26 protein-coding genes are annotated in these 25495 nt (G+C 55.4%); 14 read left to right on the forward strand and 12 right to left on the reverse strand.

Going from position 1 to position 25495, the window contains the following annotated elements:
* Nucleotide 1: 1 nt before the first annotated feature.
* The 4 genes from ACN0UH_RS10740 to ACN0UH_RS10755 all read right to left on the reverse strand — a co-directional run bounded on the left by ACN0UH_RS10740 (nucleotide 2) and on the right by ACN0UH_RS10755 (nucleotide 4044).
* Complete coding sequence (locus ACN0UH_RS10740; RefSeq protein WP_417662133.1) at nucleotides 2-460, reverse strand: tripartite tricarboxylate transporter TctB family protein; 459 nt, start codon at nucleotides 458-460, stop codon at nucleotides 2-4.
* Nucleotides 461-509: 49 nt separating this feature from the next.
* Complete coding sequence (locus ACN0UH_RS10745; protein ID WP_417662028.1) at nucleotides 510-1493, reverse strand: Bug family tripartite tricarboxylate transporter substrate binding protein; 984 nt, start codon at nucleotides 1491-1493, stop codon at nucleotides 510-512.
* Nucleotides 1494-1549: 56 nt separating this feature from the next.
* Complete coding sequence (locus ACN0UH_RS10750) at nucleotides 1550-2869, reverse strand: OprD family outer membrane porin (RefSeq protein ID WP_417662029.1); 1320 nt, start codon at nucleotides 2867-2869, stop codon at nucleotides 1550-1552.
* A gap of 107 nt (nucleotides 2870-2976) precedes the next feature.
* On the reverse strand, nucleotides 2977-4044 hold the full coding sequence (locus tag ACN0UH_RS10755; RefSeq protein ID WP_417662030.1) for a 4-oxalomesaconate tautomerase: 1068 nt from the start codon (nucleotides 4042-4044) through the stop codon (nucleotides 2977-2979).
* A 221-nt stretch (nucleotides 4045-4265) separates the two neighbouring features.
* Here ACN0UH_RS10755 and ACN0UH_RS10760 point away from each other — a divergent pair, with 221 nt between their 5' ends.
* The gene (locus ACN0UH_RS10760) at nucleotides 4266-5186 is read left to right on the forward strand and encodes a LysR family transcriptional regulator (protein WP_417662031.1); all 921 of its coding nucleotides are present in this window, start codon (nucleotides 4266-4268) and stop codon (nucleotides 5184-5186) included.
* A gap of 70 nt (nucleotides 5187-5256) precedes the next feature.
* Here the strand turns inward: ACN0UH_RS10760 and ACN0UH_RS10765 are convergent, their stop codons facing one another.
* The gene (locus ACN0UH_RS10765) at nucleotides 5257-6255 is read right to left on the reverse strand and encodes an NAD(P)H-quinone oxidoreductase (RefSeq protein ID WP_417662032.1); all 999 of its coding nucleotides are present in this window, start codon (nucleotides 6253-6255) and stop codon (nucleotides 5257-5259) included.
* 306 nt (nucleotides 6256-6561) lie between these two features.
* On the opposite strand from ACN0UH_RS10765, the gene ACN0UH_RS10770 reads away from it, so the two are divergent.
* Both ACN0UH_RS10770 and ACN0UH_RS10775 read left to right on the forward strand, forming a co-directional pair.
* Nucleotides 6562-7407, forward strand: coding sequence for an SDR family oxidoreductase (locus ACN0UH_RS10770; protein ID WP_417662033.1), 846 nt, complete (start codon nucleotides 6562-6564; stop codon nucleotides 7405-7407).
* Complete coding sequence (locus ACN0UH_RS10775; RefSeq protein ID WP_417662034.1) at nucleotides 7407-8192, forward strand: substrate-binding periplasmic protein; 786 nt, start codon at nucleotides 7407-7409, stop codon at nucleotides 8190-8192. The genes ACN0UH_RS10770 and ACN0UH_RS10775 overlap by 1 nt, the downstream gene beginning before the upstream one ends.
* Here ACN0UH_RS10775 and ACN0UH_RS10780 read toward each other — a convergent pair.
* A complete protein-coding gene (locus ACN0UH_RS10780) occupies nucleotides 8189-8851 on the reverse strand; it encodes a YciC family protein (protein ID WP_417662035.1) in 663 nt (220 codons plus the stop codon). The genes ACN0UH_RS10775 and ACN0UH_RS10780 overlap by 4 nt on opposite strands.
* Before the next feature lie 123 nt (nucleotides 8852-8974).
* Nucleotides 8975-9553, reverse strand: coding sequence for a cysteine hydrolase family protein (locus ACN0UH_RS10785; RefSeq protein WP_417662036.1), 579 nt, complete (start codon nucleotides 9551-9553; stop codon nucleotides 8975-8977).
* 176 nt (nucleotides 9554-9729) lie between these two features.
* Between ACN0UH_RS10785 and ACN0UH_RS10790 the strand changes: the two genes are divergently transcribed.
* The 5 genes from ACN0UH_RS10790 (at nucleotide 9730) to ACN0UH_RS10810 (ending at nucleotide 15063) form a co-directional block, all read left to right on the forward strand.
* Nucleotides 9730-10206 carry an NYN domain-containing protein gene (locus ACN0UH_RS10790; RefSeq protein WP_417662037.1) on the forward strand — a complete coding sequence of 159 codons (477 nt, stop codon included), beginning with the start codon at nucleotides 9730-9732 and terminating at the stop codon, nucleotides 10204-10206.
* Between the two features lie 86 nt (nucleotides 10207-10292).
* Nucleotides 10293-10904: a PolC-type DNA polymerase III gene (locus tag ACN0UH_RS10795; protein WP_417662038.1), complete on the forward strand. Its 612-nt coding sequence runs from the start codon at nucleotides 10293-10295 to the stop codon at nucleotides 10902-10904.
* A 116-nt stretch (nucleotides 10905-11020) separates the two neighbouring features.
* A complete protein-coding gene (locus ACN0UH_RS10800; RefSeq protein WP_417662039.1) occupies nucleotides 11021-12352 on the forward strand; it encodes a DEAD/DEAH box helicase in 1332 nt (443 codons plus the stop codon).
* A 101-nt stretch (nucleotides 12353-12453) separates the two neighbouring features.
* Entirely contained in the window at nucleotides 12454-13635 is a 1182-nt protein-coding gene (locus ACN0UH_RS10805) for a trans-sulfuration enzyme family protein (RefSeq protein ID WP_417662040.1), read from the forward strand.
* Entirely contained in the window at nucleotides 13636-15063 is a 1428-nt protein-coding gene (locus ACN0UH_RS10810) for a Na+/H+ antiporter NhaC family protein (protein ID WP_417662041.1), read from the forward strand.
* Here ACN0UH_RS10810 and ACN0UH_RS10815 read toward each other — a convergent pair.
* Both ACN0UH_RS10815 and ACN0UH_RS10820 read right to left on the reverse strand, forming a co-directional pair.
* On the reverse strand, nucleotides 15058-16299 hold the full coding sequence (locus tag ACN0UH_RS10815; protein WP_417662042.1) for a TIGR03862 family flavoprotein: 1242 nt from the start codon (nucleotides 16297-16299) through the stop codon (nucleotides 15058-15060). The two genes, ACN0UH_RS10810 and ACN0UH_RS10815, sit on opposite strands and share 6 nt — an antisense overlap.
* Before the next feature lie 57 nt (nucleotides 16300-16356).
* Nucleotides 16357-17271: a histone deacetylase gene (locus ACN0UH_RS10820; RefSeq protein WP_417662043.1), complete on the reverse strand. Its 915-nt coding sequence runs from the start codon at nucleotides 17269-17271 to the stop codon at nucleotides 16357-16359.
* Between the two features lie 77 nt (nucleotides 17272-17348).
* On the opposite strand from ACN0UH_RS10820, the gene ACN0UH_RS10825 reads away from it, so the two are divergent.
* From ACN0UH_RS10825 to ACN0UH_RS10850, 6 genes are read left to right on the forward strand one after another with little or no spacing between them, the layout of a single operon-like run.
* Entirely contained in the window at nucleotides 17349-17915 is a 567-nt protein-coding gene (locus tag ACN0UH_RS10825) for a GNAT family N-acetyltransferase (protein WP_417662044.1), read from the forward strand.
* A complete protein-coding gene (locus ACN0UH_RS10830; RefSeq protein ID WP_417662045.1) occupies nucleotides 17908-19530 on the forward strand; it encodes a SagB/ThcOx family dehydrogenase in 1623 nt (540 codons plus the stop codon). The genes ACN0UH_RS10825 and ACN0UH_RS10830 overlap by 8 nt, the downstream gene beginning before the upstream one ends.
* On the forward strand, nucleotides 19523-20392 hold the full coding sequence (gene tesB, locus ACN0UH_RS10835) for an acyl-CoA thioesterase II (protein WP_417662046.1): 870 nt from the start codon (nucleotides 19523-19525) through the stop codon (nucleotides 20390-20392). The genes ACN0UH_RS10830 and tesB overlap by 8 nt, the downstream gene beginning before the upstream one ends.
* A complete protein-coding gene (locus ACN0UH_RS10840; protein WP_417662047.1) occupies nucleotides 20389-20991 on the forward strand; it encodes an HAD family hydrolase in 603 nt (200 codons plus the stop codon). The genes tesB and ACN0UH_RS10840 overlap by 4 nt, the downstream gene beginning before the upstream one ends.
* A 2-nt stretch (nucleotides 20992-20993) precedes the next feature.
* Nucleotides 20994-21134 (forward strand): hypothetical protein, encoded by a 141-nt coding sequence (locus tag ACN0UH_RS10845; RefSeq protein ID WP_417662048.1) that lies wholly within the window; start codon nucleotides 20994-20996, stop codon nucleotides 21132-21134.
* Between the two features lie 16 nt (nucleotides 21135-21150).
* Nucleotides 21151-21450, forward strand: a complete 300-nt coding sequence (locus ACN0UH_RS10850; RefSeq protein WP_417662049.1) for a GNAT family N-acetyltransferase — start codon at nucleotides 21151-21153, stop codon at nucleotides 21448-21450.
* A gap of 599 nt (nucleotides 21451-22049) precedes the next feature.
* Here the strand turns inward: ACN0UH_RS10850 and cueR are convergent.
* The 3 genes from cueR to ACN0UH_RS10865 all read right to left on the reverse strand — a co-directional run bounded on the left by cueR (nucleotide 22050) and on the right by ACN0UH_RS10865 (nucleotide 25381).
* Complete coding sequence (gene cueR / locus ACN0UH_RS10855; RefSeq protein ID WP_417662050.1) at nucleotides 22050-22457, reverse strand: Cu(I)-responsive transcriptional regulator; 408 nt, start codon at nucleotides 22455-22457, stop codon at nucleotides 22050-22052.
* A 68-nt stretch (nucleotides 22458-22525) separates the two neighbouring features.
* Nucleotides 22526-24901: a heavy metal translocating P-type ATPase gene (locus ACN0UH_RS10860; protein ID WP_417662051.1), complete on the reverse strand. Its 2376-nt coding sequence runs from the start codon at nucleotides 24899-24901 to the stop codon at nucleotides 22526-22528.
* Between the two features lie 87 nt (nucleotides 24902-24988).
* Entirely contained in the window at nucleotides 24989-25381 is a 393-nt protein-coding gene (locus ACN0UH_RS10865) for a hypothetical protein (RefSeq protein ID WP_417662052.1), read from the reverse strand.
* Nucleotides 25382-25495 lie beyond the last annotated feature (114 nt).

Genomic DNA, 25495 nt, shown 5'->3' on the forward strand with positions numbered 1-25495 from the left:
TTTAGCTCCCGACTTGCGCGAATATGCCGAGCGGCAGAGGCACATCAAGGCCGTAGTCAAATAACAGGTAAAGCCCGACAGCGATCAATACACCGCTGATCAACCCATGCAGTTTGCTAGCGCCGTACAAGTAACCAATAGCGATGGCAAACAACATGCTGCTGGCGATAAAACCGAGTACCTCAAACAGCCCTGCATAAACCGTCATGATCAGGACGCACAGTGCGATTTTTTTGATGACATGACGGTCGAGGCTCGGCTCATCCGACTTGGCAGGGTTTGCCGAGGGTTTAAGCACTTGATAAAGCGTGCTGACAATCAGCAACGCAAGCAATAACAGGGGGAATGCACGTGCGCCGACAGGTTCATATGAAAATGGCGCCTGATACCCCCAAGCCATGATTGCCAGCCCGGCGCAGATCAAAAGGCTGCTACCTGCAAAAATACGATCTTGCATAATCTTGCTCCCGAGCAGGCTGCTTTCCAGCAAGTCTGCCCTGTGGATTGATCTACTTAGTGACGAGGCCAAACTCCGCGCCAAGCTGTCGATAGTTATCAATTTGCTTCTTCACCAGGGCTTGAAGCTCTGGGCCGGTGACCGTCAATGGGATCACGTCGCGGTCGAGCAAGTACTGTTGAAATTCTGCAGAGCTGGTGAGCTTGGCAAAGGTGGTCTTCCAGAAGGCCAGCTCTTCACCTTTCACTTCTGGGCCAACGTAATAGCCGCGAATAAGTGGCCATTGAATGTCGTAGCCTTGTTCTTTAGCCGTTGGCACGTCAGACAGATCGCCAGGCAGGCGTTCTTCGCTGTAGACCGCCAGGGCGCGGATGTGATTACCGCGCTGGGCACGGATTTCGCTGGCACTGCCGGTAACCAGATCAACGTGTTTGCCCATTAACGCCATGTAGTGTTCTGAGCCACCTTCAAATGCGGCGTAGCGCAGTTGTCGTGGATCCACACCTGCTGCCTTGGCCAACAGCGCGATCTTCGCCCAGCCTTGGCCGCCGATACTGCCACCACCGCCAACAGTGACGCTTTTGGGATCTTTTTTCAGTGCCTGAATGACGTCATCAAGGGTTTTGAATGGCGAATCGTCACGCACCGCCAAAGTGCCGTAATCAGTTCCTACAGTCGTTAACCACTGCACGGCAGTTTCGTCATAACGACCGTATTTACCCAATGCAAGGTTAAGCAGTGAGGCTCCCGAGAAGGCAACTATGGTGCCTGGTTCATTGCGGCGATTAGCTGCAATGGCGTTATAAGCGACAGCGCCGATACCGCCAGGCATGTAGGTCACCCGCATGGGGGCATCAAGCAACTTTTCATCTTTGAAGCCTGCTTGAGCGAGCTTGCAGGTCATGTCAAAGCCACCGCCTGGTTTACTTGGAGCAATGCACTCTGGGCGATGTGGTTGGCCAGCGTTTGCTTGCACTGCTGAAATTGTCAGTGCGCAGGCCAAGGGCAGGATTTTTTTCAGTAGAGAGATCTTCATAGTGTTTCCTGTTATTGGATTTATTTGCAGGATGGATGGGTGAGTCATCAGGTAATTCAGAGAAAACTGAAGGTGTAATCGAGATAAAGCCGATTGTCGGTTTGATCTTCCTTAACGCCGTCGAGGCGGCCGGTTTTATCCGAGTTGTAATCCAGGAAGATATAGCGGAACACCAAGCCTTTAACGGCTGGAATTTGATAGTTCAAATCGAATGCCAATTCGCTTTCATCGGCTTTGCCAAGTGAAGTATTGGCGCTGTTACGCGCACCTGAGCCGCTTTTGTAGCTGACAACAGTCTTCAAGCCCTTTGCTAGCTGGTCCCATTTGTAACCGGCTTTAAGCATCCAGACTTTCTCGTCACGGTTGGAAAAGTCAGCTAGTACGCCTCCGGTAGGAAATGGGTTGGTGCCGTGGTCACCGGCGTAGTTGTCTTCAATCCAGGCATCGCTGAATTTTGCGATTGCACCGCCAAGCTCAACATTTGAAAACACCCAGTCGGCGGCAAGATAAACACCTTTGCCATCGTTATGGCTGCGTGTTTGTCCGACCACGGCGCCTGCTTCGTCCTCATCATCATATTCAGCACTTTCGGCACCGGTGACGAACAGCTTTCCGTCATCGTTGGAGGTGTGCATGCCTGCCGTAAGCTTTAGGTTTGAAGCGTTCGGTAGCGTGAACCTATAACTGGCAACCACCCCTGTTTTGTTCAGGAAGTCCTGGGCTCGCAAGTACTCGACATTCAGATTAAATGGGCCGTTGAGATAGCTGGCTCCGTAGTTTTCCAGCGCATTAATTGCACCTTTTGAGCTGGTGTCGGTTTTGAACTCAACAAATGAACTGTCAAAGCGCGATGACCATTGGTCATACCATGCGCCGTAAAGGGTGAGCCCGTTGAATGGATTCAGGTCGAAGCTGGCACCCGAAAATGTATTTGGGATTGCACGGCTGTTTGAACTGGAAAGCAGCAAGCTTTTATGTAGTTGGCGGCCAATTTTCCCAGAGGCGATGCCTTGATACTTCAGCTTCAAAAAGGCTTGGCCAAGCTTGCCGAATGAGTCCTCGAAATCGCCGTCGTTATCGACAGATAAAACATCAGAACTATTGCGGCCCGACGCCTCCAGCTTGGTCACGCTGTAGCCAGACAAGCCGACACCAAGCATATCGGCGAGGTAGGCCGACTCATAATTTAGCTGTAAGCCCAGGCCGCCTTGATTGCGGTCATTGCGATCAAGCTCATAATCACGATCAAAGTAGATTGCCCGGGTTTTCAGTTCGAGTGTTTGCCCGTCTGCAGCCGCTGCAAGTGCGGGCAGTGACAAGCCTGCGCTCAAGATGGCGACCGGGCAGAGCATGTAATTATTTTTATGGGTGCACATAAACACGGACTCCGATATTTTTTTACTCGGGTGGTGTAGTCCACATTCGCTCTTGGTGGCCTGTACCAGGCGGTAAAGCGTCTGTGGTCGAATGCTATTTCTGTTGGTTAGCGTGAAATTGAGGGCACATACACATCGCCGGTAAATAACCGCCGTGCTGTGCGTACCAGCGATGCACGCATTGCCTCGGGCCTTTGGTCTTCAGCAGGCTCAAGTGTGACCTCAATCTGACCTCCAGCATGTTCCAGACGAATCAGGGCTGGGCCATCAACCGGGAATATTTCGTGGGCTACGCTGCCCGGTACCGCGCAGGCACTAGCCAAGCCAATTGCACCTGTCGCAGCAAGCGAGCGATGGCAGTTGTGTGGCATGAAATAACGCGTGTTGAGCGAGCCGCCGTTTCTGGCAGCAGATAGCAACACCGGCTTGGGGATCACCATGTTGGAAACATCGCCAAGACCCATCGCGAGCCCTGCTTGCAGGCGAATTTTTTCCAGGCGGGCCATAAATATGAGGTCAGCGTCTAGCTCGGTTGGGCTCTCGTAACCGGTTTTACCCAGTTCATGGGCGTGGACCACGACCATTGGCATAGCCATATCGATGCAGGTCGCTGAGACGCCATCAAATACATCTCGCACATTGCCGGTTGGTAATAGGCTTCCGGTCTTTGCCCCGGCAGCATTGAGAAAGGTCAGTTTGATTGGCGCAGCACTGCCGGGAACGCCGTCAATACAGGTTGCCCCGTCGTAGCGGACTTTGCCCTTTGGGGTCATGACCTCGGAGTCGACAAATGTGTGGGTGTTGAGATTGCGAATGCGCACCCGGGTTACTGGAGATTTTGCATTGACTAATCCGTGCTCAATGGCGAATGGCCCAATGGCGCATAGCATGTTGCCGCAATTTGGGGCGGTATCGACGCGCCGCTGGTTAACCAGAACCTGCACAAACAGATAGTCGACATCAGCATCCGGGTGCGGTGAGGTACTGACTATTGCAACCTTGCTGGTTTGTGCACTGCCACCGCCAATGCCATCAATTTCAAGCTCGTGACCCGAGCCCATGATCTTGATCAGAAGCTCGTCGCGTAGCGCCGGATCGCTGGGCAGATGGTTCGCCAGAAATACTGGACCTCTCGATGTCCCACCGCGCATTAAAACGCAAGGAATGGCTTGCATGATGTCTCCGATGCATGAAATATCGTTATTGTTGCGTTACACAGATATTGCCAATTTGCTTTGATTTGTAAATTGCATATATTTGAAGAATTGTTTTGTTTCGTGCATTAATGTGTGAGTTGGAATTTACTCAGCACATGGCGATTTGCCAAAAATGAGCGGCTTCACCGGCTTCAAATGTTTTCGGTGCAATAAAGTTTTCTGATTAATAGGCATTGCGCATGAATTACGAACTGCAAGACATACGTGCTTTCGTCAAAATTGCTGAGCACGGAAGCTTTCACGAGGCGGCTGATGCGATACATCTATCGCAACCTGCACTAACAAGACGCATGCAGAAGCTGGAGGAAGGGTTAGGTATTCAGTTGCTTGACCGCACGACAAGGCGGGTGAGCCTGACTGCTGTAGGGCGTGACTTCCTGCCAAAAGCCCAGCGCTTGCTGGACGATTTTGAACGCTCGATTCTGGGTATTCAGGAGTTAGCCGAGCGTCAATCAGGGCAAGTAACCTTGGCTTGCATCCCCACCGCTGCCTTTTATTTCTTGCCGATTGTTATCCGTGAATTTAACCAGCAATACCCTAAAGTCCGCATTCGTATTCTCGACCATAGTGCGCATGAGGGGCTGGAAGCTGTATTGCGCGGCGAGGCGGATTTTGGGATCAGTATGCTCAGCGGCCAGAGTGCCGAAATTGATTTTACGCCGCTGGTCAACGAACCTTTTGTGCTGGCTTGCAGGCGCGATCATCCTCTGGCGAAACAAGAACAGGTAGCGTGGCGCGAGCTGAGTGATTACCGTCTTATTGGCGTTGGGCGTATGAGCGGAAACCGCGTGCTTCTGGATCATGGTCTGGCGAATCTGGATTGGCGCCCGAGCTGGTTTTATGAGGTGCAGCATTTGTCCACTTCGTTGGGCATGGTCGAAGCCGGGCTCGGTGTTTCGGCGCTGCCCAGTTTAGCGATGCCTGCCGAAGATCACCCGATATTGGTCCAACGCCCGTTGGTTGATCCGGTGATCAGCCGTACGCTGGGTTTGGTACGCAAGCATGGCTCTTCGCTCTCGCCTGCGGCGGAAAAATTCATCGACACACTGCTCCGGCATTGGTCAGGCAATGCGTCATTGATCAAGCAGCCGAGTGAGTAGACCTCTGCTGTTCTGAATAACCACTGTGCTGCCCGCCGCTTGCCAAGCGGGCAGACGCGGCGTTGCTTGTTCAGTTCATCGTCAGGACAATCTTGCCAATGTGCTCGCCGCCTTCCATGCGCTTATGTGCCTGCGCCACTTCGGTGAAAGGGTAAACCTTATCGATGATCGGCGTGCAGCGTCCGGCGGCAAGCGCGGGCCACACCTGTTCGCTCAACTGTTGTGCGATTGCGGCTTTTTCAGCGTCAGTGCGCGGGCGCAGCAGTGAGCCGGTGACGATCGCCCGCTTGCCCAGAATCGCCATCAGATTCGCGTCCTGGGCTTTGGCGCCGCCGAGGAAGCCAATCATGACCAAGCGGCCGTCCATCGCCAGTGCGCTGATATTACTGTTGAAGTAAGAGCCGCCCATGATGTCGAGGATCACGTCGACGCCTTTGTCAGCGGTCTTTTGCATGATCACTTGAGCGAAGTCTTGCTCGCGGTAGTTGATCGGCTCAGCGCCGAGCTCGCGAATTGCCGCGCACTTCTCCTCACTGCCTGCTGTGGCGAAGGCTTCGATGCCAAACTCGCGGCAGAGCATCAACGCGGTGGTGCCAATACCGCTGGTGCCGCCATGAATCAGCACGCGCTGGCCTTTGCTTGCCCTGCCGATGCCGAATACGTTGGCCCAGACGGTAAAGAACGTCTCTGGAATCGCCGCCGCGTGTACCCAATCCAGCCCATCAGGAATGGGCAAGGTTTGCCCGGCCGGGGCGACGCAGTATTGCGCATAGCCACCGCCATTGGTCAGCGCACAGACTTTGTCACCAACCTTGAAGTCAGTCACGCCAGAGCCTAGTGCAACAACTTCACCGGCTATTTCCAGGCCGGGAATCGGACTCATGCCCGGTTTCATCGGGTATTTGCCAGCGCGCTGAATCACGTCAGGGCGATTAACTCCAGCGGCGTGTACATGAATCAGTACTTCCCCAGCGCCTGGCGTAGGCAGTGACGTTTGTCGTGGCTGTAAAACGTCAGGCCCACCGGGTTCGGTGATCTCGATCTGGGTCATTTGGGTTGGAAGAGTCATGGTGGAATGCCTCCGCAGCAGGGTAGAGGTGAATGGTATTTGAAGCCTTCGCCGGCTCCAGCATAAGTGCACAGTAGGTGATCAAGCCTATCAGCGCACTGCAAGGAGTGGGCAATGTTTGAAGGCGTACACTGATTGAATAATGTCTTTGCGCTAATATTCAGCTGTTGGCCTGTGAACGTAATTAATTGCAAGTTCAGCTCTCTGAATAGCATCAGCAATGGTTGCACATTGAGTGCTTTTGGGTTGCCGCGTCATGGTTAACGCGTTTTAGTCCGGTTAACACCACAATTATTAAGGGTGTTTATGCACCGCAAAGTATTCGCCAGCAAAGTGTTTGATCGCAAAGTCGTGCTGATTACTGGCGGCTGCGCTGGCATTGGCCGTGCGTTAGCCGTGCGCGCTGCGCAAGGTGGTGCGCGATTGGTGATTCTTGACTTGCAGCAGGAGTCACTCGACAGCCTTGTTCAGCACCTTGAAGATCATCACAACGCTGAAGCGCTGGGCGTGTGTTGCGATGTTGCAGACGCCAAAGCGGTCGAGCAGGCAGTGGCACTTGCGGTCGAGCGCTTTGGCGGTATCGATGTGCTGGTCAATAACGCCGGTATTACCCATCGCAGCAACTTTGCTGATACCGAGCTTGGAGTGTTTCAACGGGTCATGGCGGTCAACTATTTTGGCGCGGTTCACTGCACCAGAGCTGCGTTACCGAGCCTGATTGCACGCAGCGGTCAGATTATAGTACTCAGCTCGTTGTCCGGTTTTGCGCCTTTGCTTTACCGCAGTGCCTACAACGCCAGCAAGCATGCCTTGCATGGGTTATTCGAGACATTGCGCTCCGAACTCAAGGGTTCTGGCGTCAATGTGATGCTGGTTTGCCCCGGTTTTACCGCCACAGATCTGCGCAAAAATGCGCTGGTTGGCGATGGCTCTGTTGCACCACAGCCGCCACTGGCGATTGGTAAGGTTGCCTCCGCACAGGACGTTGCCGAAGCGATCTATCAAGGTGCGTTAAAGCGTAAACGTCTATTGGTCTTATCCAACGTCAACTGGCGTGCGCGGCTGTTGGCGAGGTTCTTCCCGCGGTTATTCGAACGAGTGTTGTTGCCTCGTCTTTCTGGTCTTAAACCTCAGCGGTCGGGGACGCGCTAGTGAGGGCTGCTTTGCTGTTGGTCGTCATGTTGTCGAGCTTTCAGGTGGTGGCGGACTCATTAACCCTTAAAGTGATGACCGATGTCTGGCCGCCGTTTCGCATGCTCGACGCCAACGGCGAACTGCATGGGCTGGATATTGATTTGCTGCATGAAATTGAGCAGCGCAGCGGTTACCAATTGGTCGTCGAGCGGGCACCTTGGGCACGAGGGCTGGCAGCGTTGAAGTCCGGGCGGGCGGATATGATGATCGGGCTGGCGAAAACCCCGGCGCGTGAGCAGCACATCAATTATTTAGAACCGGCTTATTACGCCTGTGCGCCACGAGTTTACGTGGCGCCTGAGACTGCGCCATTGCTGACCAGTTATCAGCAGTTCGCGGATTTGCGTATCGGTTATGTGCTCGACTCAGCTTACTTCGAACCCTTTGATAGCGATAAAACCCTGAAAAAAGTCGCCGTGCCTAGTGAGTCGCAACTGCTGGGAATGTTGGTCCGTGGCCGTATCCAGGCATTCGTCGGCACTGATTGTCAGGTTGACTATGAGTTGCGCAACCCGAAGAGAGCCAAACGCATCGCCAAGGCGGCCTATCAGCCCGATAGTTATACCGGCCTGTATCTGGGGTTTAGTCGTGAAGGCGATCATGCTGCAGCGATAAAACACATCAGTGAAGTACTGCGCCAACTACGTGCGGACGGCTGGATAGAGCGGCGCGCAGAACATTATGGCCTCGCGAAATCGAGCCTGCCTGAGTATCGTGCGCGCTTGTCGCCTGTTGCGGATTAGCCTTCGGCGGGTTGCTGTTTATGCAGCATGAATATGCGAAACAACACGACGCTGGCAAATAGCTGCAAGAAGTTGTCTGTGCTATTGAGTAATACCTCAAACAGCCCGCCTGCATCCGTGCCTTGAGTGGCTTGCAGCCAGCCGCTAAGCAGCCACAGCGGTACCATTACGATAAGTACACAACCGGCAATTGGCCAGAAATAGCCGCGCGTCATCTCGAAGCTCTCATGCAGGGCCTTGATCGGGGAGAGGCCGCGTAAAACCAGCAAGTACTCGGCAAACGCCAGCTTGATCATGAACCACAAGCCCGGAATGATGAACAGCGAAGCGCCAAGCGCAATGACCAGTGTGCTGATTGCGGTCAGCAGGGCGAAAGCGGGCCACATGTGCAGGCTGGTGGCGATCAAGTTACGTATCTGTGGCGACTCATTGCGACTGCGCGCATCGAGAAACAAAATCAACGCCCCGGTATACAGCGGGTAAAACACCAAGCCGAGCATGATGCCGTAGACCATCTCGTTTTCTGGTCCAGCGATACTGCTGATCCATTGATGGATAACTGATTCGAGAATGATCAGCGGAAGGCACAGTTTGGCGATGCTCAGCAGGTTAGTACTAAAGAAGAACCAGGAGTCGCGCAGGATCGCAGTGATATTCATTGGGGGCTTGATCACGTATTGATGGGGCAGCAGTTAAACAGGTCGTCACTTTAGCCGATCTGGCAGAGGCTCCCCAAGCACGACGTGCTCGCGGCAGCGACTCAACCTGTAACCCTGTATGACTCAAGACTGGTTTGCCAACCGTTTACGCAGTTCAGTGCAGCTGACAACCTCGGCGTACTCATCGCGAAGATTAGCCATCGCCATGTTATGGACATCATCGGCGCTACGCGAGTTGCCGGCAAAGTCGATCTTGTCGAAGGTGTAGCAGGCATCATTGACCACCACCGTCTTGAAGCCCAGATTGCTTGCGCTGCGCGCTGTGGCTTCGACCGAGTTCTCGCTGGCCACGCCAACAATCACCACCTGCTCGATTCCTCGCATATGCAGCCAACGCTCAAGCGCTGAGTGACAGAAGGCGTCTGTGACATTCTTCTCCAGTACGTACTCATCGGCTAACGGCTCAAGCGCGGGTTGAAACAGCGCACCGCTCTGGCCCGGAGCAAATACTGAGTCAGCCTGTCTGGAAATATGGCGGATATGCACAAGCGGCCAACCGGCAGCGCGCCAATGCTGCTGCAACGCTGCGATCTGTTGCTCGGCACCGGGGTTATTACGCGGCAGGCTGACGCGCTGAATACCTTGCTGCATGTCGATGGTCAGCAGAGCGATGGGTGAGTCAAATTGGGCAACTGCGGGCATGGTTCACCTTTGATCTATAGGTTGTGCCTGGCTGTCAGTAGCAGGCAAACGAAGTGTCGGTTTGCCAGTGACTTTATCGGTTCAGCGGCCTTTTTTCTGCGGTATGTCTGTGAGGCTGGCATACTGCTTCTCATCTTGCATGCTGTTGCCCATCAGCCGCCACCCGAGGAAATCCGGTGAAAAAAATTGCCCTATTCGCCGACGTACAAAACCTCTATTACACCGTCCGCCAAGGCTATGGTTGCCACTTTAACTATTCTGCGCTGTGGGAACAGGTCAGTCAGAATGGCGAGATTGTCGAGGCCTACGCCTATGCAATCGACCGTGGTGACCCGAAACAGCAGCAATTCCAGCAGATATTGCGCAACCTTGGCTTTACCGTAAAGCTCAAGCCGTATATCCAGCGTAGCGATGGTTCGGCCAAGGGCGATTGGGATGTGGGCATCACCATCGACATTATGGATGCAGCGCCACGTGTTGATGAGGTTGTGCTGGCCTCGGGCGACGGCGACTTCGCGATCTTGCTGGATAAAATCCGCGCCAGTTATGGTGTTGAGGCAGTCGCTTACGGCGTGCCGGAACTTACCGCTCAAGCACTGATGCGCGCTGCCAGCAAATACGTGCCGATTGAAGGCGCCTTGCTGCTCAAGTAATTTTTGCGGCTAGGTTGAGTCAATACCGTGAAACCTTGGCGTGTGTGCCAAGTCATTATGAAGTTTGTATATCAGGACTTTTTTCCGTGGAACAGATTGCTGTAATCGACTTTGAGACCACCGGCATGTCGCCGGCGCAACAAGCCCGCGCCACTGAAATTGGCGTTGCCATCGTGCAGGACGGGCAGATTGTTGCGCGCTATCAAAGTCTGATGAATAGCGGCGCCTGGGTGCCGCCGTTCATTCAGCAGCTAACCGGCATCAGCAACGCCATGTTGCGCGATGCTCCGCCCGCCGCGCAGGTGATGAACGAGGTGGCGGACTTTGTCGGTGACATTCCGCTGATGGCACACAATGCCGCCTTCGACCAAAAGTTTTGGGACGCCGAGCTAGCATTGGTAAGACGTAAGCGAGTGCAACCGTTTGCCTGCTCTTTGCTGTTATCACGCCGCCTGTTGCCGCAAGCGCCGAGCCACAAGCTGGGTAATCTCAATCGTTGGGCGCAGCTCCCTTCAACCGGCCAGGCTCACCGCGCGCTGGCTGATGCTGAGATGGCGGCGAACCTCACCTGTTTTATGAGTGCCTTGCTGCGCGAGCGCCATGGCATTAACGATATCTCGCATGAGCTGTTTTGCTCGTTGCAGAAAATTCCTGCGGCCAAGATGGGGCTGGCACTCGAACGCCTGCGTCAGGCTTGAATCTGGCGGCGCAAGAGGCTCAGGTTAGGCACTGTTTGCTGCGGCACCTGAAACAGCGCGCAGCCTGCTAAACTACGCGGCATTATTTTTCGCGTTACTTCATCAGGTTATTCACCATGACTTTTGCCTCGCTCAACTTGATTGAGCCGTTGCTGCGCACCCTTGACGGGCTCGATTACAAAACGCCGACGCCGGTGCAGGCGCAAGCTATACCGCCGATTCTGCAGGGTCGTGATTTGATGGCTGCGGCGCAAACCGGCACCGGCAAGACCGCAGGCTTTGCCTTGCCATTGTTGCAACGCCTGATGATGGAAGGCCCCAGCGTTGCCAGCAATTGCATACGCGCGCTGGTGCTGGTGCCGACTCGCGAACTGGCCGAGCAAGTTCAGCAGAGTTTCCAGACTTACGGTCAGCACCTGCCGCTGCGCAGCTACGCGGTGTACGGCGGCGTTAGCATCAACCCACAGATGATGAAGCTGCGTAAAGGGCTTGATGTGCTGGTGGCAACGCCGGGTCGCTTGCTCGACTTGTATCGCCAGAACGCGGTCAAGTTTAATCAGTTGCAAGTGCTGGTCTTGGATGAAGCCGATCGCATGCTCGACCTGGGTTTTGCCCGCGAACTGGATGACCTGTTTAGCGCCTTGCCAAAAAAACGCCAGACGCTGCTGTTCTCGGCGACATTTTCCGATGCGATTCGCAGCATGGCTGGTGAGATGTTGCGCGACCCGCTGAGCATTGAAGTCAGCCCGCGTAATGCGGCGGCCAAGTCGGTGAAACAGTGGTTGGTCACTGTGGATAAAAAGCGCAAGGCCGAGCTGTTCTTGCACCTGTATCAAAGTAAACAGTGGCAGCAAGTGTTGGTGTTCGTGAAAACCCGTAAAGGGGTCGATGAACTCGAAGCTGAATTACAACGTAATGGCATCAGTGCTGATGCGATTCACGGTGACAAGCCACAGCCCACTCGTTTGCGCGCACTGCAGCGTTTCAAGCAGGGTGAAGTCAACGTCTTGGTCGCGACGGATGTAGCGGCGCGTGGTCTGGATATCGACGACATGCCATTGGTGGTCAACTTCGACTTGCCGATTGTGGCCGAAGACTACGTTCACCGCATCGGTCGTACCGGTCGTGCCGGAGCGACGGGGCAAGCGGTTTCTTTGGTCTGCGCCGATGAAGTACAACTGCTGGCCGCAATCGAAAGCATGATCCAGCAAATTTTGCCGCGCGTGGATGAACCAGACTTTATTCCCGACCATCGTGTACCGCAGACTGTTGCGGGTGGTGCGGTGATTAAAAAACCAAAGAAAGCCAAAAAGCCGAAAGTGCTTGGCGGTAACAAGGCCGGTAGCTTGGGGCGCTGGCTTGAAAGCGATGAACCTGCTGAGCCGCCGATCAAAGCGATCCGCAAAGTACCAAGCTTCGGCGGTAAGCCGGTCAAACGGGGTAAATAAAGCCTTGGCTGTCTCGCAATGCCTGCGAGCCGTAGGGTGGATAGCGCTTTTTTATCCACCACTTTCGGATTGACGCACACAGACCGATCAGGAGCCACATGATGAGCCAGGACAAAGCCAAATTCTCTACTCAGGTGATCCACGCCGGTGACCAGTCGAGCTATGCCGATAATGCTATTTTCCCGGCGATTGTTACCGCCAGCTCATTTGTTCAGCGTGGCCTTGATGAGCCCAGCGAGTACGCTTATAGCCGGGTCAGCAACCCCACACGCCATGCTTATGAAACCTGCATCGCCCAGCTTGAGGGCGGTTGTGGCGCTGTGGCGTGCGCCTCCGGCATGGCCGCGACTTCAACTGTGTTCGAGTTGCTGGAAAAAGATGCCCACATCATCGTCATGGCGGGCGTTTATGGCGGCACCTTCCGCTTGCTTAACGATTACCGCAGCAGAACCTCTGGCTTGACCGTCAGCTATGTCGATCTCAATGATCTGGACGCGCTGGCTGCCAGCCGTACCGAGAAGACTCAGCTAATCTGGATCGAAACCCCAACCAACCCAATTTTGCAGCTGGTCGATATTGCCCCGGTGGCGGCGTTCGCTCGTGAGCATGGGATTCTTACCTGCGTCGACAACACCTTTTGCTCGCCCTGGAATCAGCGGCCAATTGAGCATGGGATTGATCTAGTCATGCACTCGGCGAGCAAATACATCGGTGGCCATTCCGACCTGATTGGCGGTGTAGTGGTGGCGGCCAACGAGGATTTGTTCAAGCGCCTGCGCAACATCAGCATGGCGATTGGTGCGGTGCAGGGGCCGTTTGATTGCTACTTGGCCTTGCGGGGCTTGAAGACACTGGATGTGCGCATGGAACGCCAATGCAGCAATGCGCTTAGCGTCGCGCAGTTTCTCAGCCAGCACCCGCAGGTTGAGGCGGTGTTTTATCCGGGGCTGCCGAGCCATCCGCAATACGCCCTTGGTCAACGGCAAATGCGCAGCGGCGGTGCGGTGGTGTCATTGCGTTTGAAGGCCGATCGCGCAGGCACTGCACGGTTTATTGAGCAGTTGTCGATCTTCGTCCTGGCGGATTCGCTGGGCGGGGTTGAAAGCATGATCAATCACTCCTACAGCATGTCGCATTGCTCGCTAAGCCATGAACAAAAAGCGGCGTTTGGGATTACCGAGAACTTGCTGCGACTGTCGATTGGTATCGAGCATGCCGATGATCTGATCGCAGATCTGCAGCGAGGTTTTGCTGCGGTTTTACCCGAGAAGGCAGAACTATAAATGACGGATTACGGTATCTGGTCAATCATTCCGCCGCTGCTGACGATTTTTTTAGCAGTATTCACTCGCCAAGTAATCCTGTCGCTGGTTGCAGGTGTTGTCGCCGGTTTTCTGGTGCTCTCAGACTTCCACATAGGCCCAGCGTTGGCAGGTTCTGCGCAGGGATTGGTTGATGTATTCAAATCTGATGGCGCGGTCAAGACCTTGCTGTTTGGCTTGATGGTCGGCGCGATTATCCACTTGGCGCGCATCACCGGCGGCATGGCCAGTCTGGTTAAATTGCTGACTGATCGTGAGCGAGTGGTGAAAGGCCCAATCAGCACGCAACTGCTGGGTATGGCGATCGCGACCTTGATCTTTATCGAGAGCAATTTGTCACTGTTGACCGCAGGTACTGTGACCAGCGGCTTGGCCAGCAAATATCGGGTTTCACGCGAGCAAATGGCGTATGTGATCCAAGGCACCGGGCTTAGCGTGTGGTCGTCGATTCTGTTCAACGGCTGGGGCGCGGCAATGATGGGCGTCATCGCATTGCAAGTCGGCAAGGGTTTTATCGATGGTGAGCCGTTCAACATCCTTGCCAATTCGATGCTCTACAACGTCTACGCCTGGGCATCGATTGGCTTTGTCTTGCTGAGCATATTCAGCCGGTTCTCATTTGCCGGTATGCGCCGGGCAAACGAGCGGGCGGCGCAAGGTATTGAGTTGCGTGAAGGCGCGATTCCCTTGATGGCTGAATTTGATGAAGACTCGGTGCGTGAGCCGAGCACGCACAGCGTGTGGAATCTGCTGCTGCCGCTGTTGACTATGATTATCAGCGTGCCCATTGGTTTGTATATCACCGGTGATGGACAACTGAGCAAAGGTTCTGGTTCGACGGCGGTGCTTTGGGGTGTGCTCAGTGGTCAACTTGTCGGTGCAGTGCAGTACTTGCTGATCAAGCGGATTTTCACCCTTGATGAATACTTTCGCGAACTGCTGGCCGGGTATCAGTCAATGATACCGTTGACGGTGGTGATGACCTTGGCATTTATGATCGGCAATATCAGTGGCGACCTCAACGTCGGTGGTTATCTGGCGCATCACATTAATGACTATGTGCCAGCCGGTTTGTCAGCCGCCTTCGTGTTTGTTGTGGCGTGCGGTATTTCGCTGTCGACCGGCACATCCTGGGGCACCTTTGCGATCATGATTCCGATTGGTATCCAGATTGCCGCAGCGACCGGCGTTGACCCTTACCCACTGATTGGTGCGGCGATATCCGGGTCAATCTTTGGTGACTCGATTTCACCGATCAGCGACACCGGTATCGTCACCTCGATGGCCACGCGTAACGATCACATCGACCACATCAACACCCAGCTGCCTTATGGCTTAGCCGCGGGTGCGGTGGCGTTGTTGTTCTTTATTGGTGTCGGCCTTCTATAACGGGTTGTGCAGCCAGTCGAGCATACCTAAGCCTGCCTGTCGGCCAGTGGCGAAGCAGGCAGTGAGCAGGTAACCGCCGGTTGGCGCTTCCCAGTCGAGCATCTCGCCGGCACAGAAGACGCCGGGTAGTTGGTTGAACATCAACTGTTGATCAAGCTCGGCAAATGGCACGCCGCCAGCGGTACTGATCGCCTCGTCAAGCGGACGGGTTCGAACCAGGGTAATAGGCAGGGCTTTGATGGCCTGGGCCAGACGCGCCGGGTTCTGGAATACTTCAGCCGCCGTCAGTTCACGTAGCAGCGCTGATTTAACTCCGTCGATATTGGCTTGGCGATGCAGGTGCTTGGCCATTGAGTGTGAGCCGCGCGGCTTGCTCAGGGCCTTTTCCAAGGTACTGAACGTGCTGTGTGGCAGCAGGTCGAGGTAAATCGTGGCGCTGCCGTGCTGGTTGATCTGCTGGCGAATTTTTGCTGAAAGCGCATACACCAAGCTGCCTTCGATGCCCTTGGCCGTCAGTACGAATTCACCTTGGCGTGGTGTTTCGCCAGCCAAGTTCAGGCTGACGTTTTTCAGCGGCGCACCGGCAAATTTGTCTTGTAAAAACGGGCTCCAACCGGCCACTTCAAACCCACAATTGCTCGGTTGCAAGGGGCTGATTTCAACGCCGCGGCTATGCAGCAGCTCAACCCAGGCCCCATCAGAACCCAAGCGCGACCAACTGGCGCCGCCGAGTGCCAGCAACGTTGCGTCAGGCGCAAATTGAAACTCACCCTCTGTATTCTTCATGCGTAGCTGGCCGTCCTCTGTCCAGCCAAGCCAACGGTGGCGAGTGTGGATGCTTACATTGTGTTCACGCAGGCGTTTGAGCCAGGCGCGCAGTAGCGGTGCGGCTTTCATATCAGTCGGGAATACGCGGCCCGAGGTGCCGACAAAGGTCTCGATACCCAGGTCGTGAATCCAACTGCGCAAGGCATCGGCATCGAATGTTGTGAGCAACTGGCCGATTTCTTCGCTGCGTTCCGCGTAGCGCTGCATAAACGCAGGTTTGGCTTCCGAATGTGTGATGTTCATGCCGCCGACACCCGCCAGCAGGAACTTGCGTCCCACCGAAGGCATGGCATCAAACAGGTCAACTTTGACCCCAGCCATTCCCAGAACTTCAGCCGCCATCAAGCCAGCCGGACCCCCACCAATAATGGCGACGTGTCGGGCAGGGTCAGTGGAATTTGGCGTCATCAGGGCTTTGCTCGGTCGTATCGGCGAGGGTAATGGCCGGCATTCTACACCAGCGAATTACATGCGCTCAGCCCAAACGCGTGTGGCGCTGTGATGCAGGATGCCGTGACGCGCCGCGAGCGCCTTGCGGTCTTTATCGTAGCCGCCGCCAATTACACCCATCACCGGAATGTCGCGGCCAACGCAGTGGCGCAATACCGCTTCATCACGCGCAGCGACGCCTTGATCGGTGAGTTTCAGATAACCCAATGCATCATCTTTATGCACATCGACCCCGGCGTCGTACAGCACAATGTCGGGCTGATACAGCGGCAACAGGTAATTCAGGGCGTCATCGACCACTTGCAGGTAGTCACTGTCACCCATGCCCATCGGCAATGGAATGTCCCAGTCGCTTTGTGCTTTGCGTGCCGGAAAGTTTTTTTCGCAGTGCAGCGATACGGTGATTGCTTCTGGCGTATCGGCCAGTAAACGTGCGGTACCGTCGCCTTGGTGTACGTCGCAATCAAATATCAATACACGCTGCACCTTGCCCGCTTCGAGCAGGTAATGGCTGATCACCGCAAGGTCATTGAAGATGCAAAAGCCAGCCGGGTGATCATAGTGCGCATGGTGCGTGCCGCCAGCCAAGTGGCAAGCCATGCCATGCTTGAGCGCCAGTTCAGCGGTTAGAATCGAACCGCCAACGGCGCGGACCGTGCGCTGCGCCAGTGCTGCACTCCAAGGCAGGCCGAGTCGGCGTTGGTCGGCATGGGGCAACTCACCGCTCATGTAGCGCTCGATGTAATCTGGGCAATGGGCTAATGCCAGAACCTCATTGGGGCAGAGTTCTGGGCGCTGCAATTGACTGTCACTCACCACTCCGCTGTTGATCAGGTGCTCTTGCAGCAGACGGAATTTTTCCATGGGGAAGCGATGCTCCACAGGAAACTCCGGGCTGTAGTCGGGGTGATAGACCAGCGGTAGGCGCATACAATGACTTCTGTAACGGTATTTTTTCAGGGCGTGAGTATGGCGCTGCAGAGCATGATGACTCAAGTGGAGTAGCAATGAGCGAGCTGAGAGAGCTGCAAACACAACGATTAATCCTGCGTCCGTGGCGCGAGGAGGATCTAGCTGCGTTCGCGGCAATGAATGCCAATCCAGAGGTTATGCGCCACTTTCCAGCGTGCATGAACAGCGAAGAAAGTGATGCGCTGGCGCAGCGAATTATCCAGCACTTTGCCGATTATGGCTTTGGCCAATGGGTTGTCGAGCGTATTGATCAGCCAGGTTTGATCGGTGTTGTTGGCTTGCTGCATGTCAGCTTTGCGGCGGCCTTTACGCCAGCGGTTGAGATCGGCTGGCGACTGGATTCGAACCACTGGCGTCAAGGTTATGCACTGGAGGCGGCGCAGGCGGTACTGCGCCATGGGTTCACTGAACTTGAGCTTGAACAGATCGTCGCGTTTACCGTACCGGCAAACACCTCATCGCAAGCATTGATGCAGCGTTTGCATATGCAGCGCGACCCATTGGCTGACTTTGAGCATCCGCGCCTACCGGTTGAGCATCCGTTGCGTCAGCATGTTCTTTACCGGCTTACGCGTGAACAGTGGCAGCAAACCCATGAGTGATCTGGTCAGGGCTTATCACCAACTCAGTAAGCACCAACCCGGTAACTTTGCACCTGGCCCCGGTCAGTTGGAATGGGCGACGCAGCCCGCGCCGTTTCGCCGCTACAACCATGCGCGACTGATTGAGTTGTGGCATCGCCCGCAGGAAGAATCGCCTGCATACGACAGCGCCTTCAGTGAGTCGGCACAGCCCGCTGCCGAGCTTAATCTGGCAAGTATCTCGCAGCTGTTTTATGACAGCCTGGCGGTGTCCGCGTGGAAGCAGGCGGGCGCCACACGCTGGGCGTTACGGGTTAATCCCTCATCCGGCAATTTACACCCGACCGAGGCCTATGCACTGATCCCCGCAGGCACGCTTGAGTCGTCTGCCTTGCTGGTGCATTACGCGCCGGATGCGCACGCATTGGAGGTACGTAGCGAGTTACCTGCAGCGCTTGCTGAACAGCTTCGCAGTGCATTGCCTGCAGATGGTTTTCTACTGGGGTTGAGCAGTATTGCCTGGCGCGAGGCCTGGAAGTACGGCGAACGCGCTTACCGTTACTGCAATCACGACCTTGGCCACGCGTTGGCTGCGCTGGCGATAGCGGCAAACGTGCAGGGCTGGCAAGTGCGCATGCTGCACTCTGTTGCAGAGGATCAACTCGATGCAGTGCTGGGGCTGGATCGCCACGGTTTTGCCGAAGCGGAGCACGCTGATTGCCTGTTGTGGGTTGGTCCAACGCTAACCGCTGAATTTCCACTACCTGCAACCTTACTGCAGGGCTTGTCTGAGCTTGAACTGGCTGGAACGCCGAATCGTTTGTCGCGCCAGTACCGCAACTGGCCGGAGTTGCAGCGCGTACAGGCGCTGTGCCGGGCGCCAGCATTGCCGGTCGCCGACTGGCAAGCCGGGGCAGGGCGCATGCAGGCAGATAATCCGGGGCTGTCGCTGCGGCCTATCTTGCACCGCAGGCGCAGCGCCCAATCCATGGATGGCAAAACCGGCATCCATGCTGAGTTACTGTTGGCCTGGCTGCGTCGCCTTATGCCGAACAACTCGCCCGTACCGTTCGCCACGACAGGTGAGCCCGCTCAGGTCGATTTATTAATCTTTGTTCACCGAGTGCAAGGCTTGCAACCAGGGCTTTACTGGTTGGCGCGCGTGAGAGGTGAGGCTGAAACCGGCTTACGTGGCGATTTTAGCTGGCAACGGGTTGATGACGAGCTGCCGCTGTATCGCTTGCTGGAAGGTGATGCCCGTGAACTGGCTGGGTTTTTATCCTGCACGCAAGATATCGCCAGCGATGGTTGTGTGGCCATGGCTATGCTCGCGCGTTTCGATACTGCGCTGGCGGCAGGCCAGTGGCGTTATCCGCGCTTGTATTGGGAATGCGGCCAAATAGGCCAAGTTTTGTATTTAGAGGCAGAGGCGGCAGGGCTATCTGCGACGGGTATCGGCTGTTATTTCGACGATGCCGTGCATGAATTGCTGGGCTTGGCCGACACTCGCTGGCAAAGTCTCTACCATTTCACTTTGGGTAAGGCTGTTTGGGATGAGCGTTTGACTGCGCTGCCCGCTTACCCAACGCTACGATTACCAGCCGCAGCAAGCGGTAAGGAGCGGTTCGATGAGTAAAGTTCTTGATGATTTGGTGGCGCTGCTGAGCCTCGAAACCATTGAAGAAAACCTGTTTCGCGGTGTGAGCCAGGATCTAGGATTTCGTCAGTTATTTGGTGGCCAAGTACTCGGTCAGTGCATCTCTGCGGCGAGCCAGACCATGGATGATGAGCGGCATGTGCATTCGATGCATGGCTATTTCCTGCGCCCGGGTGATCCAACCTTGCCGATTGTGTATCAAGTCGATCGCGTGCGTGATGGCGGCAGCTTCAGCACGCGCCGCGTCATGGCGATTCAAAAGGGCCAGCCAATCTTCACCTGCAGCGCCTCATTTCAGGCGGATGAGTCAGGCTTTAGTCATCAGATCGAAATGCCGGACATTCCTGGCCCAGAAGAGTTGGCGTCGGAGACTGAACTGGCGCGCCAAGTAGCGCACTTGCTGCCCGAGCGGATGCGTGAGCGAGCGCTGAGTGACAAGCCAATCGATATCCGCCCGGTTACCGTCGGCAATCCATTCAATCCTGAAGTTACTGAGCCTGTGAAGTATGTCTGGTTCAAGGCTGATGGGACGTTGCCACAGAGCCCGGCCCTGCATAAATACATTCTGGGCTACGCCTCGGACTTCAACCTGCTGACAACCTCGATGCTGCCGCACGGTATTTCGGTGTGGCAAAAATTCATGCAGGTGGCTAGCCTGGATCACTCCTTGTGGTTTCACTGCAATCTGCGCATGGACGACTGGTTGCTTTATGCAATGGACAGCCCGTGGGCGGGTAACGCCCGTGGTTTTGCCCGCGGCAGCGTGTTCAACCGGCAGGGCAAGCTGGTTGCCTCGGTTGCTCAGGAAGGCTTGATACGTCTGCGTGAAGACTGGAAATGAGCCTGCACACAGCGCAGCATTGGGTATTCGACATGGACGGCACGCTGACGCTGGCTGTGCATGACTTCGAGGCGATCAAGCGTGAGCTGGAAATTCCGCTTGAACAGGATATTTTGCATCACCTCGCAGCATTACCGATCGCCGAAGGCAAGGCCAAACATGCGTGGCTACTCGAGCACGAGCGCGAATTAGCACTTAATGCGCGGCCTGCGCCCGGCGCGGTCGAACTGCTGCGTGAGTTGTCTGAGCGTGGTTACCAACTGGGCATCCTGACCCGCAATGCCCATGAACTGGCGCTGCTGACCTTGCAGGCGATCGGTGTTGGCGACTACTTCGCAGCACCTGATGTGATCGGCCGTGGTGAAGCACTGCCCAAGCCTGACCCTGATGGTTTGCTACGTTTGGCGCAGCGCTGGCAGGTTGCGTCAACGCAGTTGGTGATGGTCGGTGATTACCGCTTCGACCTGCAATGCGCCCGTGCGGCTGGCGCTTACAGTGTGTTGGTTAACTTACCGAGTAATCCTTGGCCAGAGCTGGTTGATCACTTTGCAGTGGATTGCAACGCTCTGCTCAAACAGCTTACAGGCAGCTCGATCTAGTCATGGCGCTGCTAATTCGCAAGGCTCAGCAGGATGACGCATCAGCGATCAGCTCGGTAATCATCACTGCGATCAAGCAAACCAATGCCAAGGATTATCCCGCTGAACTAATCGAGTCGTTACCTGAGCATTTGTTCTGCTGAACAAATCGCAGCACGCATGTCGGTGCGAGACACCTATGTCGCCCTGGACGCTGGCGTGGTTATCGCCACCGCCAGCTTGGATGGCATGACCGTGCGCTCGGTCTTTGTCTTGCCGGAATATCAAGGCCGTGGCGCCGGTTTGGCGCTGATGGCGCAAATAGAAACGCTGGCGCGGCAGCGGTCGGTTAGCAAATTGAGCGTGCCGTCCTCAATTACCGCCGAAGGCTTTTATACGCGTCTGGGTTACGCAACGATTCGTGAAGTGTACGAGGGCGCCGAAAAAATAATCGTCATGACCAAGGCACTTGCGCCCTGATCGGTGGGCGTTGGTGGACAAGCTTCGCGTTGTCGCACCCTACGAGTGATGCTTATTTCGCAGGGAGGACAGCGCTTTTCTGTCCGCCATTTGCAGCACAAGACAGGATTGCTTTGCGCATTGTGGTGGACAAGCTTCGCGTTGCCGCACCCTACGAGTGATGCTTATTTCGTAGGGAGGACAGTGCTTTTTTGTCCGCCATTTGCAGCACAAAACAGGATTGCTTGGCGCATTGTGGTGAACAAGCTTCGCGTTGTCGCACCCTACGAGTGATGCTTATTTCGTAGGGAGGACAGCGCTTTTCTGTCCGCCATTTGCAGCACAAAACAGGGTTGCTTGGCGCTTTGTGGTGGACAAGCTTCGCGTTGTCGCACCCTACGAGTGATGCTTATTTCGTAGGGAGGACAGCGCTTTTCTGTCCGCCATTTGTAGCACAAGACAGGATTGCTTGGCGCTTTGTGGTGGACAAGCTTCGCGTTGTCGCACCCTACGAGTGATGCTTATTTCGTAGGGAGGACAGCGCTTTTCTGTCCGCCATTTGCAGCACAAAACAGGATTGCTTGGCGCTTTGTGGTGGACAAGCTTCGCGTTGTCGCACCTTACGGATGGTCATCCTTTGCGTTTGGTTCCAGCGCCTTGATGATTGGGCAGTCTGGTCGTTGATCGCCGTGGCAGTGATCGCTCAGCTCTTGCAGTGTGTCGCGCAGGCCCGTCAGCTCAACGATTTTGCGGTTGAGTTCCTCAATATGCTCGCCAGCCAGCTTCTTCACATCCGCGCTAGCGCGGTCACGGTCTTGCCACAAGGTCAGGAGTTTGGCGACCTCAGCCAGAGAAAAGCCCAAGTCTCTTGAGCGTTTGATAAACGTCAGACGGTGCAGATCCTGTGAGCTGTAAATCCGATAGCCACTATCGCTACGCCCAGCCTCTGGCAGCAAATCGATTGACTCGTAATAACGAATCATCTTCGCGCTAAGCCCGGTCTTTTTCGCTGCTTGGCCAATATTCACTTCAAGTCTCCATCAAACAATTTGTCCCTGCTAGTTGCGCCATCTGTTTCCACATGGCGCAACAGTTATCAGGGCCGCCAGCGTTTCAACAATAATGCATTGGCCACTACGCTGACGCTGGAAAGCGCCATCGCCGCGCCAGCCACCATCGGGTTGAGGTAACCAAGTGCTGCTAACGGAATGCCGACCATGTTGTAGGCAAAAGCCCAAAACAGGTTTTGCCGGATCTTGTTAAAGGTGCGGTTGCTGATGTCCAGCGCCGCAGCCACCAAGCGCGGATCGCCACGCATAAGCGTAATGCCTGCTGCCTGCATCGCAACGTCAGTGCCGCCGCCCATGGCGATACCAACATCAGCTGAGGCGAGGGCGGGCGCATCGTTAATACCGTCGCCGACCATTGCCACCACGCCTTGCTGCTTTAATGCGTTGATGATTGAGGCTTTGTCTGCTGGTAATACATTGGCGTGGGTTGAAGTAATCGCCAGTTCATTCGCGACGTTATCAACGCTGCCACGGTTGTCGCCGCTGATCAGGTGAGTGTCGATATCCAGCGCCTTCAAGCGGCTGATCGCCTCTTTGGCGCCTTCCTTAAGGGTGTCACCGAAAGCGAATAAGCCCAGTACCCTTGGCTGCGGCTTTTGCTCGATCAACCACGACAAAGTGCGACCTTCAGCCTCCCAGGCCTGGGCCTTGGCAGCTAAGTCGCCGGGGCTCAAATCATGCTCATCGAGCATGCGCCGATTGCCCAAGGCCAAGCTGCGCTCAGCCAGTGTTCCGGCGATTCCACGACCGCTCAAGGCCTTGCTGGCGGTCACAGCCAGCGGTTTGATGTTTTGTTCTGCACAGGCATCCAGCACAGCCTTGGCCAGCGGGTGTTCGCTACCGCTTTGCAAGCTGCCCGCCAGTTGCAGCAAGTTTTGAGTGTCGTTGTCGACGGCTTGCAGGTGGGCAACTTGCGGTGTGCCTGAGGTGAGTGTGCCGGTCTTGTCGAAGGCAACAATATTGACTTTGTGCGCGACCTCAAGTGCTTCGGCATCCTTGATCAAAATACCGTGCTGCGCCGCAACACCCGTGCCCGCCATAATTGCTGTAGGTGTAGCCAAGCCCAGTGCGCACGGGCATGCAATCACCAGCACTGCAACGGCATTGAGCAGGGCCGTCTCAACGCCTGCACCCGCGATCAGCCAGCCAATCAGGGTGATCAGCGCTATGCCTAAAACGGCGGGCACAAACACCTGACTGACTTTATCCACCAGCTTTTGAATCGGTGCTTTGGCGGCTTGCGCGTCTTCGACCAGTCGAATGATTTTCGCCAGCACGGTTTCTGTGCCTAGCGCTGTCGTTTCGATCAATAAGCGACCTTCGCCGTTAATTGCGCCTTCGGTTATAGAGTCGCCCGGTTGTTTGGCCTGCGGCACGCTTTCGCCACTGATCAGGGCTTCATCGGCATGGCTTTGACCTTCAAGCACCTTGCCGTCTACCGGGAACCGTTCGCCCGGTTTGACCACGACCTGATCGCCGAGCACTAATTGGTTTAGGGCGACGAGTTGTTCCTCACCGTCTTTCAAGCGCAGGGCTTGATCGGGACGTAGTGCTTGCAGAGCGCGAATGGCACTGGTGGTTTGCCGCTTGGCGCGGCTCTCCATATATTTGCCGAGCATAATCAGCGCAATAATCACCACAGAAGCTTCGAAGTACAGATGCGGCATTTGTCCGGCTGGAGTAGTCAGCCACTGGTAAACGCTCAAGCCATAACCGGCGCTGGTGCCGATGGCAACCAGTTGGTCCATGTTTCCAGCGCCTGCTCGTAGTGCTTTCCAGGCGGCTCGATAGAAGCGTGCGCCAAGGATGAACTGCACCGGTGTGGCGATGACAAATTGTGCCCAGGCCGGGAGCATCCAATGCACACCCAATGGAGCCAGCAGCATCGGCAAAACCAGCGGTGCGGCCAGCATCAAGGCGACAATCAATAACCAGCGTTCGCGCTGTAGGTTTTTCTCGGCGCTGTCAGGTTCTGTTGCCTGCTCAGTCAATAATGTCGCGCTGTAGCCGGCCTTACTGACTGCGCTGAGTAATAGGTTGCGGTCAGCGCCTCGCGCAACCTTGAGTTGGGCGTGCTCGGTTGCCAGGTTCACGCTGACTTCGAGTACCCCCGGGTGCTTGGCTAATGCCCGCTCAATACGGCCGACGCAACTGGCACAGGTCATGCCCTGAATAGCCAGTTCAATACGTTCGCTGGACACTTCGTAACCTGCGGCTTCAATGGTGTCGAGCAGTTTGAGCAGGCTGTCTGCCGGGGCGTCGACACGTGCCTGTTCGCTGGCAAGGTTAACGCTGACATTGCTGACTTCGGGCAGTTGACGCAAGGCGCGCTCGACGCGTCCAGCGCAACTGGCGCAGGTCATTCCGCCGATTGGCAGGTTGAATGTTTGGGTGGCGGACATGTGGCGATCTCCTTGAAGTTCACCTACATGATCAACCTTGCCATCTTGGTAAGGTCAAGTGTTTGGGCGACCTTATTTCGCGCAGCTTTAATTGATTGAAGGGGCACGAATCAATTTATAGCCGGCACTGGTCTGGCTAATCCGATAACGGCTGATTTCGCCGGCTTTAAGTGACAGGCGCTGACCGTCCAGTTGGTTAATACCTGGCTGGCAGGTTTTGGTGCCGACGGTGGCCAAACGGACCGTAATCTCTCCCGGTGGCAGATTAAATGAAGCCGACTGTCCTTGATCCAGACGCGCTGTCAGCTCGTCTTGCAAATACAGGCCAATCTCACATTGGGTCGACACTTGCAGGCGTTCGCGAGAAATAATCAAAACCGCATAGCTTTCAGCGCGACTGTAGTCGCCAGCCTGTGCTGTACCACTTAAACAGCTGGCTGCAATGGCACTGCAAATCACAGATATTACTAATCGACGCATGTTTATCCCCGAAAAGTCAGGACCAACGCAGGTCATCACGGCGCTGCAGGTCGTTGCCAAACAGCATAACCGCCAGCGCTTGACCTTCCCAGTGCGGCAAGCTTGATACTGCGC

The sequence above is a fragment of the Pseudomonas sp. genome (assembly GCF_048265905.1).
In the GTDB taxonomy this organism is placed as follows: domain Bacteria; phylum Pseudomonadota; class Gammaproteobacteria; order Pseudomonadales; family Pseudomonadaceae; genus Aquipseudomonas.

Coding starts and splice junctions, on each gene's coding strand:
- ACN0UH_RS10815 (WP_417662042.1), bottom strand. CDS start 16,299: ATGACGCCAAATTCCACTGACCCTGCCCGACACGTCGCCATTATTGGT.
- ACN0UH_RS10820 (WP_417662043.1), bottom strand. CDS start 17,271: ATGCGCCTACCGCTGGTCTATCACCCCGACTACAGCCCGGAGTTTCCT.
- tesB (WP_417662046.1), top strand. CDS start 19,523: ATGAGTAAAGTTCTTGATGATTTGGTGGCGCTGCTGAGCCTCGAAACC.
- ACN0UH_RS10745 (WP_417662028.1), bottom strand. CDS start 1,493: ATGAAGATCTCTCTACTGAAAAAAATCCTGCCCTTGGCCTGCGCACTG.
- ACN0UH_RS10780 (WP_417662035.1), bottom strand. CDS start 8,851: ATGAATATCACTGCGATCCTGCGCGACTCCTGGTTCTTCTTTAGTACT.
- ACN0UH_RS10800 (WP_417662039.1), top strand. CDS start 11,021: ATGACTTTTGCCTCGCTCAACTTGATTGAGCCGTTGCTGCGCACCCTT.
- ACN0UH_RS10840 (WP_417662047.1), top strand. CDS start 20,389: ATGAGCCTGCACACAGCGCAGCATTGGGTATTCGACATGGACGGCACG.
- ACN0UH_RS10785 (WP_417662036.1), bottom strand. CDS start 9,553: ATGCCCGCAGTTGCCCAATTTGACTCACCCATCGCTCTGCTGACCATC.
- ACN0UH_RS10750 (WP_417662029.1), bottom strand. CDS start 2,869: ATGTGCACCCATAAAAATAATTACATGCTCTGCCCGGTCGCCATCTTG.
- ACN0UH_RS10865 (WP_417662052.1), bottom strand. CDS start 25,381: ATGCGTCGATTAGTAATATCTGTGATTTGCAGTGCCATTGCAGCCAGC.
- ACN0UH_RS10860 (WP_417662051.1), bottom strand. CDS start 24,901: ATGTCCGCCACCCAAACATTCAACCTGCCAATCGGCGGAATGACCTGC.
- ACN0UH_RS10765 (WP_417662032.1), bottom strand. CDS start 6,255: ATGACTCTTCCAACCCAAATGACCCAGATCGAGATCACCGAACCCGGT.
- ACN0UH_RS10770 (WP_417662033.1), top strand. CDS start 6,562: ATGCACCGCAAAGTATTCGCCAGCAAAGTGTTTGATCGCAAAGTCGTG.
- ACN0UH_RS10760 (WP_417662031.1), top strand. CDS start 4,266: ATGAATTACGAACTGCAAGACATACGTGCTTTCGTCAAAATTGCTGAG.
- ACN0UH_RS10850 (WP_417662049.1), top strand. CDS start 21,151: ATGTCGGTGCGAGACACCTATGTCGCCCTGGACGCTGGCGTGGTTATC.
- ACN0UH_RS10755 (WP_417662030.1), bottom strand. CDS start 4,044: ATGCAAGCCATTCCTTGCGTTTTAATGCGCGGTGGGACATCGAGAGGT.
- ACN0UH_RS10810 (WP_417662041.1), top strand. CDS start 13,636: ATGACGGATTACGGTATCTGGTCAATCATTCCGCCGCTGCTGACGATT.
- ACN0UH_RS10830 (WP_417662045.1), top strand. CDS start 17,908: ATGAGTGATCTGGTCAGGGCTTATCACCAACTCAGTAAGCACCAACCC.
- ACN0UH_RS10825 (WP_417662044.1), top strand. CDS start 17,349: ATGAGCGAGCTGAGAGAGCTGCAAACACAACGATTAATCCTGCGTCCG.
- ACN0UH_RS10805 (WP_417662040.1), top strand. CDS start 12,454: ATGAGCCAGGACAAAGCCAAATTCTCTACTCAGGTGATCCACGCCGGT.
- ACN0UH_RS10845 (WP_417662048.1), top strand. CDS start 20,994: ATGGCGCTGCTAATTCGCAAGGCTCAGCAGGATGACGCATCAGCGATC.